This window comes from Streptococcus sp. KHUD_012, assembly GCF_052588255.1.
Genome location: NZ_CP159355.1, coordinates 1,248,610 through 1,265,166, shown reverse-complemented (window position 1 = coordinate 1,265,166; position 16,557 = coordinate 1,248,610). Strand labels below are relative to the sequence as shown.

Sequence of the window (16,557 nt, the reverse complement as noted above, 5' to 3'; positions counted from 1 at the left end):
TGGATTGAGACAAAAAAATGCTTTCAATTATCAGCTATAAAGTTGAAAAAAGGGAACTATAATATATTTTCATTCTAAAGTTTAATTTTAAACAACAACTCTATCACTTTCGTTCTATAATATAGAAGTTTGCTAACACCACATGTGGAGTGTGTGAGTTTGTTAGTGAAACGAAACTAATCCTCAAAAGGTTTCCCAAACCTTTTGAGTCCCACAGACCCATCATGAGGAGAAATCATGAGGGATATTATCAGTTGAATAAGTAAGAGTATAATCTACATCTCCAAAGTAGGAGTGGCTAGTTCCAGCAGAAAGACCTTCATAGGTTTTATAACTGAATAGATCGACTTACTTTGTTGTCGAATTTTTCCTGTTCTTCAAGTAATTCTGAGGAATAGACGACAACTTTAAAATCAAATAAGCTAAAAACGCTCTAAAATCATTAAATTGATATTAAAGTGTTTTTTATTGTCAAAATATACAATTGAAAAAAATTCCAGCTTTTTTAAAATCACTATCTCAGATGACAATTTAATCAAAATATGATATAATACAGAAAAAGTAAAAATAACAAAAGTAACTTACAAAAGTAAAAGAAAAAAAGTAAATAGATAGCCACGGCGGATATTCCTTTCATCGTTTAGAAGGAGTTGCTGTGGTTATCGTTGTTGCTGAGCTAATTAATTGCTCTTATTACTTTGATGAAGTTACTTTTATTATTGAATTAATTTAAATAATAATAACGATCAATGAAAGTACTCATCGATATTCCCTTTATGCAGTTTAGAGCACAAAGGAAAATGGTACTGATTTGATCGTTTTTTTGTGTATTGACATCCTAAACCCCAGTCAGAACCTTCAGTCATATTAAACAAGGAGATAACATGAGATTTGTTGTATATAAACATTCACTGGTTTTAGGTGATAACAACATCGTGACAAAGCAATTTATCGTTCTGAAACACGATGACGGCAACTTACAATTTACTGATTTTCATCGTTATGTTAAATCTACTTCAAGAATCAAGTCGATTTCGGATGATGGGAATAAACGCTTTTCTTACGTTGTTAAGTTTCTTAATTTCATATTTGGTACTCTTGGACTTAAAAGTGTAGATCAACTTACACTTGAGATGGTCAGAGAGTTTCTTACGCTTTATGGATTATCTCAGTTACCTGAAGATAGCGGGAAAAGAAAGAAAAGCACTGTTGAAAAATGCGTAAATGCAATTCTCGACTTCTTAACTCTTTATTTAAGTGAGCGAGAGGGAAAGGCTAAGTTAAAAGCAGAAGAATTGTATACTACGACAACTTTTACGAATAGTAGAGGACGGGTTATAAAGCGTAAAGAACCAAATTTTGAAATCTACGTGGATGATAGCAACACTGAGAAAGCTATTTTTCGCGATATGCCAAATAGTGCTTTTGAGATGTTGTTTTCTCACATTGCACACTATCATAAGGATTTACTCATGGTTGTGGCCTTGGGGGCCTTTGTTGGCTTAAGACCATCAGAAGCATGTAACGTAAGACGTGAAGATAGTCCTCTAGGACCAGGTATTTTATTTCACCAAAGTGATGGTCAAGTATTTAAGATTGAGATCGATCTACGAAAAGAAATACCTCTTAGAAGCGATTTAAAGCCGACTGGACGGATTAAAAAGGAAAGACTTCAAGCAGTACCTTATATCTTCTTGGAGGTCTTTTTAGACACTTATAACGACTATATGAGTTATCTGGAAGGTAAGAAGTATGAGAAGGACTATGGGCCATTAAATCTTAACAGACGAGGAAAAGCATTATCATACGATGTATACTATCAACGTTTTCGTAAGATTATTCGTGAAGAGATGATCCCAATCTTCTTAAAGTCCGATGATGCAGAGGTTGTTTTCTTCGGTCAACTTTTACAGGAACATAATATTTCCCCACATATTTTCAGACACTGGTACACGACACAGTTAGTCTTATCTGGGGTTTCTGAGATTAGTGAACTCATGTCTGCAAGAGGTGATAAATCTCCTGAGAGTGCTTGGGTTTACCTGCAAAATAAAGGTGAAATCGCAAAACAATATGGTCAAGTTAACAATGGTGTTTTTGATTATATGAATTGGCAAGCAAATGAACTTTTTGGTGATAAGTTAGAAAGGTAATGTATGACTTATTCAATTAAATCTTTGATTGAAAATCTGTTAAGTGAACTCGGAAAAAACGATATACAGTATAAAGGCAAAATTAGTAAGTTTTTAGTTGATAACAATTGGTTTAACATAGAAATTGATTTGGATAACTATTCTATCTCAGATAAAGATGCTCAATTATTAATAGAAAAAATAACCAATTATCTTCTTGGACCAACTGGTTTAGCAGGAATTCAGCCTATATTTAAACAAAAATTCCCATTAACTTACAAATATTTTCAGCAATACTCAGAAGATAGCAACTTATCTAAAGAAAACATGTTTTATGTTCAAGATTTTCTTGCTTATTATCTAAAAAGAGATTTATTTCTCTGTAATGATAGTGAGATTGAATTGTTGGTTGAAGAAGCAGTATATGCACTTGAAAAGCAAAAAGGCGAAGTTTTTATTGATTTTTTAAAGTGGTTAATGAATAAAACGAGATGTAACTATCACAAAAGATATGAATTTACACCTCGATACACATTAAAACAGGAGACTAACGCTTATGAGTTAGACGAATATTTAGAATTACTGTATTTTCTTTTTAATGACGATTACATTAGAAAAGAAGATATGCTTTATAAAGCAGCAATCTCAAAAGACTATGCAGATACATGGCTGTTTCTAGCACTTCATTTTATATGTGCGCTACGTGGAACAGATTTAGAACAACTAGGTCATCCACAACTTCCTAGAACACCGAAAGAAGTTCTAAAATCAGTTAGAAGTGGGAGTTGGAGTAGCAGTGAGGCAAGAAGAACTCTTTTGAGTATTACAACACGTTTAACTTATTTAAATATTACTCCAAACAAAACAAAGGGAACTAAAAATATTAGTCAGATTAAATTTCAGGTCCCTGAGAGCTGTCAGGTATTGATTGGAACATTGTTGGCTATCTGCGAAGCACATTATCAGTTGAATAAAGATAATAATCATGAACCTTTAATTCGACAAATAAAAGAGTATAAACGAATTAGCCGATATATGGGGAAAGAAATTGGAGACTTATTTCTTGAAAGGAATTTTAGTTCTAGATCTGCAAATAAATCCTATCTTCAAACTGTTGCCATGTTAGCAGATGATGTTTTACAAGAAAAATCTGAGTTAAATATTAAAGGGTATTTTTTAGCTGCATTAGCCCGTAGCCATAAAGGTTCATTCGATGAATTTGCTCAAACCACAACAACGTACCTAAAAGATGCCCAACTAAGCCAGCTTAAACCAGAAATGGTTGCGAGAGAACTATTTGAACGAGGTGTTTTATCTATGATTCCATCAATGCTCCTGACGATTGTTACTAGAGGAAAGTATAAAGAATTAAGCCCTAGTCAACAGACTCAGATGATTAAACAGTTAGATTTGACACCAAATGAGATTGAAAAAACATTGGCTTTAAGCATTCAGGCAGAAGTAAAATCGCAAAAGGCATTAAAGCTTTTGGTAGAAGAAGAAGCAGAGCCTAATCAACTTCTTACTATTTGTCATCGTATAGGAAACGGTGAAGCCTTTTCAAAACAAGGTGAAAGCATGTGTCTTTTGTCTGCGCTTGGAAAGATTTGTCCATATGACGATAGACAACATTGCATCGGTTGTCATTATGAACTGCAAACGAAATCTACTTTATTGTTATTAGTAGGAGAATTCAACCGTTTGAATAAACAATACGCTAGAGTTCGTTCTGATTTAGAAAAAGGTAAAATTCAGAGTATTTTAGAAGAACAAATAAAACCTTGTTTAACTGAAATGTTGCAAGCTTTATGCGAGCAATATGGAGATGACGTGTTACATGATTACGAGGAAATAATAAAGGAGTTAATAAATTGAACAATCAAGCTAAACTTTTTAAAATTGAAAATTATTTTGAACCTTTTGACCGTGATTGTGTTCTGCGAGCAAAAGAAGTTTTCGATGACTATTTTGATAAAGGAATTATTCTAAGTTACGATTTTGATCATAAGAAATGGGAAACTACAAATGAATATGCCAATATTAGCCTGTTTTTTAACATTTCTGAATTTCAATATAGGAGATTTTATCAATCAATTTTTCAGTTGCCTTATAAGGAATTTATCGATTACTTAAAAAGTTTTATTGTTTTCTCAATGAAACAACATGTTTTAAGAACTTTACAGCAATTTCTAATGGATATTAAACGTATTATTAAAAATACAACCAAAGATGCGTTTTTAGATTTAGAAAATATCTCTGTAATATTTCCTGGTTTATGTATTGACTTTTTCTCAAATCTTCCCTGTTCAGATGATAGTCAACTAAATCAACTATTGGAGCAATTAGATAATAAATTAACTATCAACCTTCAAAAAAGGCAGCGGTCAAAACAGCAAAGACAATTAGCACAATTTCAATCCTATTTTACCTTTAATGACATTTTAAATGATTATTGGTCTCAAACATTATCTAAAAAAGAACGTCTATTTTATTATCCATTGTATCTCTGGTGGCAGATTACAGCGATTTTACCTTTAAGGCCAAGAGAATTTCTTTTAATACAAAGAAACTGTTTGACCGAGAAAGATGGGAAATATTTTCTTACATTAAGGAGAAATATAATCAAAGGAAGGGATCGACTTGTTGCACATAAAATTTCTGAAGATTATACTTTGAATACTTATGAAATTACTAATTCATTAGCTTCTGAAATAAAGACTTACCTCAAACTTACGGAAAATGATAATTCTACTAAATTAGATACATTATTTGTGACTGATCCTCATTATAACCGTTGGGGTCGTAGAACAGGTGTCAATAACCGATTTTTAACTTACACTAATCTCAATACTATTTTGAGGTATTTTTTTAATGAGATCATTTCTCAAAAATACGGTTATCAAGTTAATTATTTTAGTTTTCCAGCTAGATTAGATGAAAACGAGATTAATTTGATTCATATTGGGGATACGAGACACATTGCAATGATCAATTTAATTGCAGAAGGGGCTAGTCCTGTTACAGCTATGCTTTTAGCTGGTCATGAAGATGTGACAACTTCATCTCACTATTTTTCAAATTTAAGCCATTTTATTGAATGTCGTAGTTATCAAATGTATCGTAAACTAACGAGTAAAAATACGAATTACGCCATTAGTAAGAGACAGCCATTTTATACAGCACAAGGACAATACATCACTTTAGAAAATAAAGGACGGTGTTACTCACCCCGCTTTGCGAAAGGTGATTATTCAGATTGTTTAAAGGTTATTAGTGAGCATGCAGAACTAGGTGCTTGTACGAGCTGCCCTTTTTACCGTAAAGCAGGCAAAGATTATTTTTCAATGGATAAAACATTTAAAAAGTCAGTTGATGAAAAAGCTATGGTTGTAAATGAAGCGATTAGAAAAGTTAGACAAGGGAAAGGTCATATTGAAGATATTGGAGAAGCTTTGTTGAAATTAAAAACAGTTAGCAATACCTATCAAGATTACTTAAATGCTAAACAACTATCTTTAGAGGAGAACAAGTCTAATGGCTAGAAAGAAATCAATTTCTGATGATGAATTGATTCATTTGTTTGAACAGTATTTAATTTCCCAGTGTTCCTGTGATTTAAGCTTGGTAAAAATTCCTCGGTTCGGTGACTATGTGAGGAATCATGGATATCAAAATGTTGCGGATACAACCATTAGACGTAATAAAAGATTCAGAGATTTTTTAAAAGAAAGTGAAATTAAATACCAAGATGAAAATTATGAAGCTGTAATTACTTATAAGACCATAGATCCTGACAATTTTATGGCAAAAAATCGTGCTCCAGGCGCTATGAAAAGAGCATTGGTGGAAATTAGCCAATACTATAAGAAGATAGCAAACATTGCGGCTAGCTATAAAGAAGAAGCAGATAAGTTACGTGGCTTAAATTCTGAACTACAGTCAACTAATGAAGATTTAAAACAGAAGCTACAAAGAGAAAATGAGTTAATTGATGAGAATCAAAAACTATTACAAATAATCAAAACAAGTGTCTATCCAGAAATTGCGAATGAGCTTTTAAAAGAAGAGGGATTGCTAAAATATTCTCAAAAGGTTATCAGTGAGGATTTCCTAGTAGACAATATCATTACTGCTGAATCAGAAATAGATTTTCATTCTGGTGGTTTTATTGAACAAGAAAATCCTCAAAAATCAACTAAAGTGGTTTCTATTAAAAACTTACTGGACAGCAAAACTAATTATAAATGAGGAAAGAAATGAACAAGAAAGTTAAAGATAATCCAGCTATTTACATGTACTGGGATCAAAAACGAAATGTGCTTGACCCCCAAAAATTGTCGTCAAATAGTTTAAAATATGCCTATTGGTCTTGTCCTTATTGTCAACACCATTGGGAAGCAAAAATCATTGATGTGCAGCTTGACAGTTATGAATATCTGAGGTGTTGCCCCCATTGTGGATTAGGTGAACGTTCCATTGATGAAAATGAGAGTGTTCTTCAGGTTTATCCCGATTTCAGAAATTATATAAACTACAGCATTGAGCAAGATGAAGAATTAGATGAGAAACTTCTTACTTTGCCGTTCAATAGTAAAAGAAAGTTCAATTTTAAATGTCCGACTTGTCAATTAAGTTGGAAAGATTCTGCGACAAATAAAAGGTTATTCCAACTAACAAGTGGGGATTTATTTCATTTTGGTTGCAATGAAACTACCTATCATTGCGATTACAAATCTGTCTATCCAAATTTAGCTAAAATCTATAGTGATCATTTAAACAAATTTAAATTTAACGAACTGAAGCTGAGTTACAATATAACAGTACCTATTCATTGGGAATGTGATAAGTGTCATTGCAAATTTGAATTATCTATTGATAGATTATTGAACCGAATTAAAAGAAGCGGTCATTACTGTTCGGAGTGTCATTCTTCATTTGAAGAGTTATTGGATAAAGATTTTGATGTTTCTCCTCTATCTTTTTTAAATTCTTCCATGCTCAAGGAGTGGTTTAAAAGGAACAATATTACACCTAATCAAGTTGATGTATTATCTAATGTTCATGTGTTATGGGAATGTACGAATTGTCACGGAGAGTATTCATGTTCACTATTTGAAAAAACAGATAGGTCTTGTCCATTTTGTTCAAATAGAGAAAAACTTCAGGATTTTAATACACTAAATGAAACACATCCCTATTTGAGGGAATTTTGGGACCTCAGTAATGAAAGGGATTTTTCCGAATATTGGTTTAAGTCAAATAATGTAGTTAGTTGGGTTTGTCCTTGTTGTAAAATAAACTTTCAATGTAGCCCAGCCGAAATGATCAGTCGAACCGATTTAGAAAATCAAAACTTTCAAACATGTCCTAATCAATGTGACTGGAGGACCGAGGTATTTAAAAATAATATTTTCCTTAAAGAACCAAAACTTATTAAAGAATGGAGTGATAAAAATAATATTCCTATTCATTTAGCTCAGACAACGATTGAGACCAAAAAATATTGGTGGGATTGTTCAAAGTGTCATGGGACATATTTATGTTCTATCCCAATTCGAAGAGAAGTTTCTCAGTGTTGTCCTTACTGCAACAATGATAAGCCCCTGAAGGGGTTTAATACATTTGATTATTTGTACCCTGAACTAGCAAAATTGTGGTCACCCAATAATAAAGTCTCTATAGATAGTTTTGTTCCATTATTAACTGAAAAAAGGTTTTATTTATGGCGCTGCAAAGAATGTAACTTTGAATTTCATGAGCGCTTCAGCATTATATTAAATAAGTATTTAAGTTCCGAGACAAAAGATCTTAAAGAAATGTGTCCATTTTGTGCAGAATTAAAAGAAAGACAAGATAATATCTCTTTTGAAGATTTGATGAATGAGTGGGACTATCTTAATAATCTTATTCTAGGAGATCCAGAAAGAATCCCAAATAATACCCAATTAAGATTTTGGTGGATTTGTAAGAATAATCCAGAGCATCGTTATAGAATGGCTATCGTAGATAAGATTGCAAATGTAAAACGAAATATCGAGCCATGTATGTTTTGTAAAGGGCGTAGACGAAAAAGAGAACATTTTGTTCCTTACAGGAAAATTTAAAAACAGGTTCAAATTTGAACTTGTTTTTTATCATAGATTTTTATAAAGTACATTATTTTAAAAGATTGTATTTTTAGTTTTCAAGTAGATAATGTACAGAATTTAAGTATGCGAAAGATTTAGTTTTCACGGGAATAAAGTACATTATTTCAAGAAAAATTTTTTCCAGTTAATATTATAATCCCCTATAACATCTTTCCGAAAAACTATAATTTTCTTGAAAAATATATCTAGCTATGCTATACTACTAGTATAGAAAGATTTGGAGAAAAACATGAAACGCGAGATCTTATTAGAACGGATTGATAAACTCAAACAAGTCATGCCTTGGTACGTCTTAGAATATTACCAATCAAAACTGGCCGTTCCGTACAGTTTTACAACCTTATACGAATACTTAAAGGAATACGATCGATTTTTCACCTGGGTCTTGGAATCTGGTATATCAAATGCTGACACCATGGCTAATATCCCTTTAGAGGTTCTGGAGCACATGACCAAGAAAGACATGGAATCCTTTATCCTTTACTTGCGTGAACGTCCTCTGCTCAATGCCAATACGACGAAAAATGGGGTTTCCCAAACAACCATTAACCGTACCCTTTCGGCACTTTCTAGTCTTTATAAGTATTTGACTGAGGAAGTTGAAAACGAGCATGGGGAACCTTATTTCTACCGTAATGTCATGAAGAAGGTTGCGACCAAGAAAAAGAAAGAAACCTTGGCTGCTCGGGCTGAAAATATCAAGCAAAAGCTTTTTTTAGGGGATGAAACAGAAGGTTTCCTTAACTATATCGACCAGGAGTACCCGCAAACACTCTCAAACCGCGCCTTATCCTCTTTTAATAAGAATAAAGAGCGAGATTTAGCCATTATAGCACTCCTTCTCGCCTCTGGTGTCCGTCTCTCTGAAGCCGTTAACCTAGACCTTCGTGACCTCAATCTTAAGATAATGGTGATTGACGTCACTCGAAAAGGTGGAAAACGAGACTCTGTTAATGTTGCTGCCTTTGCTAAGCCTTATCTAGAACAATATCTCGCTATTCGAGACAAACGTTACAAGACAGAAAAGACTGATACAGCTCTCTTTCTGACCTTGTATCGAGGTGTTCCAAACCGAATTGATGCTTCTAGTGTTGAAAAGATGGTCGCCAAGTATTCAGAAGATTTCAAAGTCCGAGTGACGCCCCATAAACTACGCCATACATTAGCAACTCGTCTCTATGATGCAACCAAATCACAGGTTTTGGTCAGCCACCAGCTAGGACATGCTAGCACCCAAGTTACAGACTTATATACGCATATCGTTAATGATGAGCAGAAAAATGCCTTGGATAGTTTATAAAATTACATAACGTAAATTATGTAATATATTAGTTTTAAAAAGAGCGATAGATTTTTTGAATGTCTACCGCTCTTTTATACTTTCTATAAAAATTCGATCCAATAATTACGGTGTGGCTCAATAATGACTGGTTTTCCCCAGAATGATTTTAGATAGGCCAAGTTTGCAGGGGTGACAGGTCTTTTTTCACCATTGAACTTCTCTGCACTCTCTTTCGTTAGAAAGCATTTAACAGCTTCATATGGTGTACCATCGCTCGCTATTCGATCAATTCCTAAATAAGCAATTTCATCACCGGCTTTTGGAAAATCTGTAAATAGTTTACCAATAAAATAAACCGTCTTATCTTTCATTAATTCATAAGCCTTACTATTTTCCAGTCTGTTATTCGCTGCAGCGTACATAATACAAAAACTGTCCACAATATCTTTCAAAGGCATTAATTCTTCTTTGCTGACTATAATTTCGTCGGGAGCAAGTCCGCCAAGGATTAAATTTTTATAATGAGGTTGCTGGATGATATTATCTAAAGCCATTCCTAATGGTAGTTGGACAGCTTGATAGCCTAATGGTTCGAGCTCTTGCTTTTTCTGGTCAAGGTGTCCTTGTGTAATACTGACATTCAAATCATAAGGACTGGAAGGTTGTTGCTTGCTAAAAAAAGCCACTACTATACGATCTAACTGTTCAAATAGACCAAGATTTTCAACTGGAATTTTCATCATCGAATTTAATCCCCTTTTGTGTTCAGATTTCCTCTATATTGTACACTCATGATATTTAATTATCAAGAAAAGAGACTATGTCATAAACGAACTTTCGTTTTATTACGATATCACCTCACCAAGCATAATTTTTCTCACCACAGGTAGCCATTGCTGCTAACAACTCCTCTGGTGTCAGTTTCTTCAAGCCTCCATAGGTTGGATCCTGTACATGTGTATCGGGGTCTAGATAATAGATTGCTGAGATATCCTTACCATCTTCTGTCAATTCATAGCCAACTCCAATCACATTATGTTCCCCACTTTTTCCAGGATAGATTTGAGCTACATTGAAGGTGTAATAGAGAGGATAGCCATCATCAATATCTTTGCGCACGCGTTCTTTAAAGAGTCGGATATCTTCAGAATCTGGACTAGTGTCCGTTACAGTAGTTAGTCGATAACCCGCTTGATTTCCACTTGGTTCTGGATAGCCAAATAGACTCTGATTCAAGACCCGAATGGCATCTCGATTATGAGTCCCATAGGGGTTATAAGTCCCCATTTCCTTAGCTAATTGATGTTGAGAGACGCTAACCCCTCGACTAGCCAGGATCATTTGGACTGTCGCCGGAGCACAGAAATACCATTCTTCTTGAAGTTTTAGAGGAATAGGCAATAATTTTCGGATCCCTTGATTCTCTTTGGACGATGTTTCTTGTTTGACCGATTGAGAAGGTTGCGTATTCTCTTTCAATGAAGCTTGTTCCTCGCTTGAAGATGGCAATGTTTCCTGACCACCGGCTTCCGTATTGCCTTCCTTAATTTTTAATCGCTCTGCTACCTCTGCTGGCATTGGTGGATTAGGTTCTGTACGCTCCTTTGTTTCTACACTGACTCTTGTTGATGAAGCAGATGTGGCCTTACGAGAGCTGGAAGGACTTGTTTTACTTTCTTTTGGTGTCTCTTTACAGCCAGATAAACCAAGAAAAGTCAGAAATACAATGAATAGACAAACTTTTTTCATGATTTTTCTCCTTCAAGAAAACGATCACGAGACTAAATAAAATTAGGATACAGGGATTAGCAAATACACTTTTCCACCTTTACTATACTACAAAATCCTTCGTAAAACAATAATTTCTATGTGAAACTAGTTTCAAAAAAGAGACCCGCTTCTGCGAATCTCTTATGACTTTATTCCACCACTGCTTCAGCAATTTCTTCTGCAGTGATACCTGCAAAGTAACGACCTAGGTTAATGGTTTGAAGGGCATTGAGGACGTCTTCACGTTCGTATTTAACGCCACGAAGAACATCTTCTACTGCTGCAACATCTTCGATACCAAAGAAGTCACCATAAATCTTGATATCTTGGATTTTTGATTCAATGACATTAGCGAAGATTTCAACCTTACCGCTTGGGAATTTGGTGCCACGACGGACATTGTATTCAGGAGACTTTCCATAGTTCCAATCCCAGGTACCGAACTTGGTTTCCTTGATACGATTGATTTCAGCCAATTCTTCATCTGAGAAGACATATTCTGTCATCTCAGGGTATTCTTTCTTCATGTAGTCCAAAAGCAAGTCACGGAACTCTTCAACCGTGATTTTTTCTGGCAATTCATCGATGATATTGGTCACACGAGCACGAACCGATTTAACTCCTTTAGACTCAAACTTGTCTTTAGACACCTTGAGAGCATTGGTAAGGACTGACAGATCCACGTCAAATAGAAGACAACCGTGGTGCATAATGCGTCCGTTGATATAAGCTTGGGCATTTCCACAGAATTTCTTACCATCAATTTCCAAGTCGTTACGACCTGTAAATTCAGCCTTCACTCCAAGCTGAGCCAAGGTGTTGATCACGGGAGTTGAAAGGCTCTTGAAGTCAAAGGCCTTATTTTCATCTTCTTTTGAAATGATGGTGTAGTTGAGGTTGTTCAAATCGTGATAAACAGCCCCACCACCACTGATCCGGCGAACCACTTCAATCCCATGCTCCCGAACATAGTCACGGTTGATTTCTTCGATGGTATTTTGGTGACGACCAACGATAATCGAAGGTTTGTTAATCCAAAGAAGGAAGATTTGATCCTCATCTAAAAGGTGTTTGAAGGCATATTCTTCCAAAGCAATATTAAAAGCAGTATCATTTGAATAATTAATAATGTATTTCATAAGATTCCTTTATATACGATAGAGACTGGTCCAGCATTTGCTGTCCAGCCATTCTATCATTTCAAATATTATTTCTTCTTAGGTGAGTGAACAGCCAAGCCGAGTACATCCGCAAAGGCTTCGTACATCACTTCTGAGAAGGTAGGGTGTCCGTGGATGGTCTTAAGCATTTCTTCTACAGTGATTTCCATCTCAATGATGGTAGAAGCTTCGTTGATCAATTCAGCTGCTGCTGGACCAATGATGTGAACCCCAAGAACTTCACCGTATTTCTTGTCTGCAATAACTTTAACAAAGCCTTGAGCCGCATCTGATGCAATGGCACGACCGTTCGCCGCAAAGTTAAATTTACCGATTTGAACATCGTATTTCTCACGAGCTTGTTCTTCCGTCAAACCAACAGCCGCAACTTCTGGAAGCGTGTAGATGGCTGCAGGCGTCAAGTTCAATTTGGCAACAGCATGATTTCCCTTAAGGGCATTTTCAGCCGCTACTTCACCCATACGGAAGGCAGCGTGAGCCAACATCTTAGTACCGTTGATATCACCTGGCGCATAGATACCTGGAACAGACGTTTCCATGTATTCATTGACCTTGATACGACCACGGTCTAACTCAAACTCAACTTCTCCGATACCTTCAAGATCTGGAACACGACCGATTGAAAGAAGGGCTTTATTTGCGATGATATCATCTTTGCCTTCAACCTTGATACGGAGTTTGCCATCTTCTTCAATGATTTCTTGCAATTTCGTATCGGTCAAGATGGTCATACCTTTACGTTCAAGAATCAAACGAAGGTTTTTAGATACTTCTGCATCCATAGCTGGAACAATGCGATCCATCATTTCGATAACAGTAACTTTTGAACCAAATGTCATGAAGGCTTGGCCAAGCTCGATACCGACAACTCCACCACCAATGATGACAAGTCTTTCTGGAACTTCGTTCATTTCAAGGATGTCATCACTCGTCATGACAAGAGATGATTCCATACCAGGAACGTTGATTTTGCTTACTTTTGAACCACCAGCAAGGATGATCTTCTTCGTTTCAAGCAATTCAGAACCATTTACCAAGACATTCTTATCTTTCGTAATGGTACCGATACCCTTGTGAACATCCACTCCGTAGCTGCGAAGAAGCCCTGCAACACCACCAACAAGGGTATTAACAACTTTAGATTTAGTTTCTAAAAGTTTATCCATATCTACTGAGAAACTTGGGTTTTCAATAATAATACCACGGTTGGCTGCATGTCCGATATTTTCGATAATTTCAGCGTTGTGGAGGTAAGTCTTAGTTGGGATACATCCGCGGTTCAAGCACGTTCCACCAAGTTCAGATTTCTCAACAAGAGCAACCTTACCACCTAATTGAGCTGCCTTTATAGCAGATACGTAACCAGCAGGACCACCACCGATCACTACGATATCATAAGCATCATCGCTCTTATTGTCATCGTTTGAAGCACTTGCTGCAACTGGTGCTGGGCTTGCTTCTGGTGCTACTGCTCCAGCTGTAGGGATATTTTCCCCTTCTTCACCAAGATAACCGATTACTTCTGTGACAGGAACTGTTTCGCCGTCTCCTTTCAGGATAGCGATCAAGTAACCGTCTTCTTCCGCTTCCAACTCCATGCTGACTTTGTCTGTCATGATTTCAAGGAGAACTTCTCCTTCTTTTACAAATTCGCCGACTTTTTTATTCCACTGAACGATTTGTCCTTCGGTCATATCTACGCCGGCTTTTGGCATAATTACTTCTAAGGCCATTTTATTTCCCTCTTTTTCTTGTTTCTATTCTCTCATTGATTAGACCAACATTGAAATCGGGTCTTCAATCAAGGCTTTCAAGTCTTTCATGAATTTGGCACCAGCCATACCATCGACAACGCGGTGGTCAATGGTCAAGCCCAAGCTCATGATTGGACGAATGACAATTTCACCATTCACAACAACTGGTTTTTCAACCGTTGCACTAACTCCAAGGATGGCAGAGTTTGGTTGGTTGATAATCGGTCCAAATGATTGAACACCAAACATTCCTAAGTTACTGATGGTAAAGGTTGAGTTTTGCAATTCACTTGGAGCAAGCTTACCATCCAAGGTACGTCCGATAACATCCTTGAAGGCTACGACCAACTCTGACAAGGTCATCTTTTCAGCATTGTAGACAACTGGAGTCATCAATCCATTGTCCATCCCAACTGCCATCGCTAAGTTGACATAGTTGTGAGTGATGATGGTTTTGCCATCTTCCGTCAATGACGCATTGATGTATGGGTGTTTCATCAAGGTCTTAACCACTGCTAGAGAAAGCAAATCTGTTACAGTGACTTTTTTGCCAGTTGCTTCCATGATTGGATCCAATACTTTCTTACGAAGGGCCAACATTTGAGACATATCAACGTCATAGTTCAAAGTAAAGGTTGGTGCTGTCAAGTAAGATTCCACCATCCGTTGAGCGATCACCTTGCGCATTGGTGTCATCGGAATCCGCTCGATCTCACCATAAGGTGTCACATTATCTGGAGCTTCCTCCACCTTCTCGATTTCAGCAGGTGACTTAATGGTCTCATTCTCAATATTTTCAGGAAGGAAAGCAAGAACGTCCTTCTTCATGATCTTACCACGATGACCAGTTCCTTGAATCTCTTGCCAAGCAATATTGTGTTCTAAAGCAATTCGTTTTGCAAGTGGTGAAATGCGAACCACATTTGTGTCTTTATAGGTTTCCACGTCTTCTTTGTGGACACGACCGTTTGCGCCTGAACCAGAAACATCATAGAGGTTGATCCCAAGATCATCCGCTAATTTTCTAGCCGCAGGAGTCGCTCTTAGCTTATCATCAGCCATGACCTCTCCTATTCTATTTATGATGCAAAGGGCGTTTAAAAGCGACCGAAAAATAGGAAATCAACGCAGACTTCGATGAAGTCAAGGAGATTTATCTTTTTTCCGAGCTTTTAGCCCGTGATCTAATCTAAGATATTAAGGACGCAGAGAACTTTGTACCTAAAAAGATACAAAGTTTCCTCGTCTAATTTAAATGACATTACATAATTTATGTTATGTATTATTCTTTGTTATATGTTTTACGAATGGCATCTTTGATGCTTTCAACTGTTGGAATCATTGCATTTTCAAGGTTTTGTGCGTAAGGCATTGGCACATCTTCCCCCGCACAACGGCGGATTGGTGCATCCAAGTAATCAAATGCTTCTGATTCAGAAATGATAGCTGAAATTTCACCGATATAGCCACTTGTTTTATGAGCATCATTGACAAGGACTACTTTTCCTGTTTTCTTGACAGAGTTAATGATGATTTCTTTATCAAGCGGAACCAAAGTTCGTGGGTCTACTACTTCTACTGAAATGCCTTCTTCAGCCAATTCTTCAGCTGCTTGCATCACGCGACGAAGCATTTTTCCGTAGGTTACAACAGTGACATCCGTTCCTTCACGTTTGATTTCGCCGACACCAAGTGGAATGGTATAATCAGGATCTACAGGCACTTCACCCTTTTGGTTGAATTCTGATTTATATTCAAGAATGATCACTGGGTTGTTGTCACGGATAGAAGACTTGAGAAGTCCTTTCATATCAGCTGGAGTTCCTGGAGCAACAACTTTTAAACCAGGAATATGGGTAAACCATGATTCCAAAGATTGGGAGTGTTGAGCTGCAGATCCAACTCCGTTACCAGCTGCACAACGGACAGTCATCGGCACCTGCCCTTTTCCACCAAACATGTAGCGAGTCTTAGCAGCTTGGTTGACGATAGCATCCATGGCAATCACCGAGAAATCCATGAAGGTCATATCAACGATTGGACGAAGTCCGGTCATGGCTACTCCAGCTGCTGTACCTGAGATAGCAGCCTCAGAAATCGGACAATCACGAACACGTTCTGGACCGAATTCCTCTAGCATTCCTACGGAAGTTCCGAAGTCTCCACCGAAAACTCCGACATCTTCCCCCATCAACAATACATTTTCGTCGCGACGCATTTCCTCAGACATAGCAAGGATAATGGTATCGCGGAAAGACATTAATTTTGTTTCCATAATTCTCAACTCCC

The 16,557-nt window shown here is 36.5% G+C and carries 12 protein-coding genes; 6 read left to right on the top strand and 6 right to left on the bottom strand.

Annotated features, from left to right (window positions below; genetic code table 11):
• The first annotated feature begins 884 nt into the window (after nucleotides 1–884).
• The 6 genes from ABVF55_RS05995 (at nucleotide 885) to xerS (ending at nucleotide 9,581) form a co-directional block, all read left to right on the top strand.
• The gene (locus ABVF55_RS05995) at nucleotides 885–2,153 is read left to right on the top strand and encodes a site-specific integrase (protein WP_445285041.1); all 1,269 of its coding nucleotides are present in this window, start codon (nucleotides 885–887) and stop codon (nucleotides 2,151–2,153) included.
• A 3-nt stretch (nucleotides 2,154–2,156) separates the two neighbouring features.
• Nucleotides 2,157–4,007 (top strand): hypothetical protein, encoded by a 1,851-nt coding sequence (locus tag ABVF55_RS05990; protein ID WP_445285040.1) that lies wholly within the window; start codon nucleotides 2,157–2,159, stop codon nucleotides 4,005–4,007.
• Entirely contained in the window at nucleotides 4,004–5,674 is a 1,671-nt protein-coding gene (locus ABVF55_RS05985; protein ID WP_445285039.1) for a hypothetical protein, read from the top strand. Before ABVF55_RS05990 ends, ABVF55_RS05985 begins: the two co-directional genes overlap by 4 nt.
• Nucleotides 5,667–6,380, top strand: coding sequence for a hypothetical protein (locus ABVF55_RS05980; protein WP_445285038.1), 714 nt, complete (start codon nucleotides 5,667–5,669; stop codon nucleotides 6,378–6,380). Before ABVF55_RS05985 ends, ABVF55_RS05980 begins: the two co-directional genes overlap by 8 nt.
• Before the next feature lie 8 nt (nucleotides 6,381–6,388).
• Nucleotides 6,389–8,236, top strand: a complete 1,848-nt coding sequence (locus ABVF55_RS05975) for a zinc-ribbon domain-containing protein (protein ID WP_445285037.1) — start codon at nucleotides 6,389–6,391, stop codon at nucleotides 8,234–8,236.
• A gap of 274 nt (nucleotides 8,237–8,510) precedes the next feature.
• The gene (xerS, locus tag ABVF55_RS05970; protein ID WP_445285036.1) at nucleotides 8,511–9,581 is read left to right on the top strand and encodes a tyrosine recombinase XerS; all 1,071 of its coding nucleotides are present in this window, start codon (nucleotides 8,511–8,513) and stop codon (nucleotides 9,579–9,581) included.
• An 83-nt stretch (nucleotides 9,582–9,664) separates the two neighbouring features.
• On the opposite strand, the gene ABVF55_RS05965 is transcribed toward xerS, so the two are convergent.
• The 6 genes from ABVF55_RS05965 to ABVF55_RS05940 all read right to left on the bottom strand — a co-directional run bounded on the left by ABVF55_RS05965 (nucleotide 9,665) and on the right by ABVF55_RS05940 (nucleotide 16,543).
• Nucleotides 9,665–10,306, bottom strand: a complete 642-nt coding sequence (locus ABVF55_RS05965; RefSeq protein ID WP_061563968.1) for a hypothetical protein — start codon at nucleotides 10,304–10,306, stop codon at nucleotides 9,665–9,667.
• A gap of 115 nt (nucleotides 10,307–10,421) precedes the next feature.
• On the bottom strand, nucleotides 10,422–11,312 hold the full coding sequence (locus ABVF55_RS05960; protein WP_023918157.1) for a C39 family peptidase: 891 nt from the start codon (nucleotides 11,310–11,312) through the stop codon (nucleotides 10,422–10,424).
• Between the two features lie 170 nt (nucleotides 11,313–11,482).
• A complete protein-coding gene (locus ABVF55_RS05955; protein WP_445285035.1) occupies nucleotides 11,483–12,472 on the bottom strand; it encodes a lipoate--protein ligase in 990 nt (329 codons plus the stop codon).
• A gap of 68 nt (nucleotides 12,473–12,540) precedes the next feature.
• Nucleotides 12,541–14,247, bottom strand: coding sequence for a dihydrolipoyl dehydrogenase (gene lpdA, locus ABVF55_RS05950; RefSeq protein ID WP_371608637.1), 1,707 nt, complete (start codon nucleotides 14,245–14,247; stop codon nucleotides 12,541–12,543).
• Nucleotides 14,248–14,286: 39 nt separating this feature from the next.
• Nucleotides 14,287–15,330, bottom strand: coding sequence for a dihydrolipoamide acetyltransferase (locus ABVF55_RS05945; protein WP_070665775.1), 1,044 nt, complete (start codon nucleotides 15,328–15,330; stop codon nucleotides 14,287–14,289).
• A 220-nt stretch (nucleotides 15,331–15,550) separates the two neighbouring features.
• Nucleotides 15,551–16,543, bottom strand: coding sequence for an alpha-ketoacid dehydrogenase subunit beta (locus ABVF55_RS05940; protein ID WP_155169770.1), 993 nt, complete (start codon nucleotides 16,541–16,543; stop codon nucleotides 15,551–15,553).
• Nucleotides 16,544–16,557: the final 14 nt, after the last annotated feature.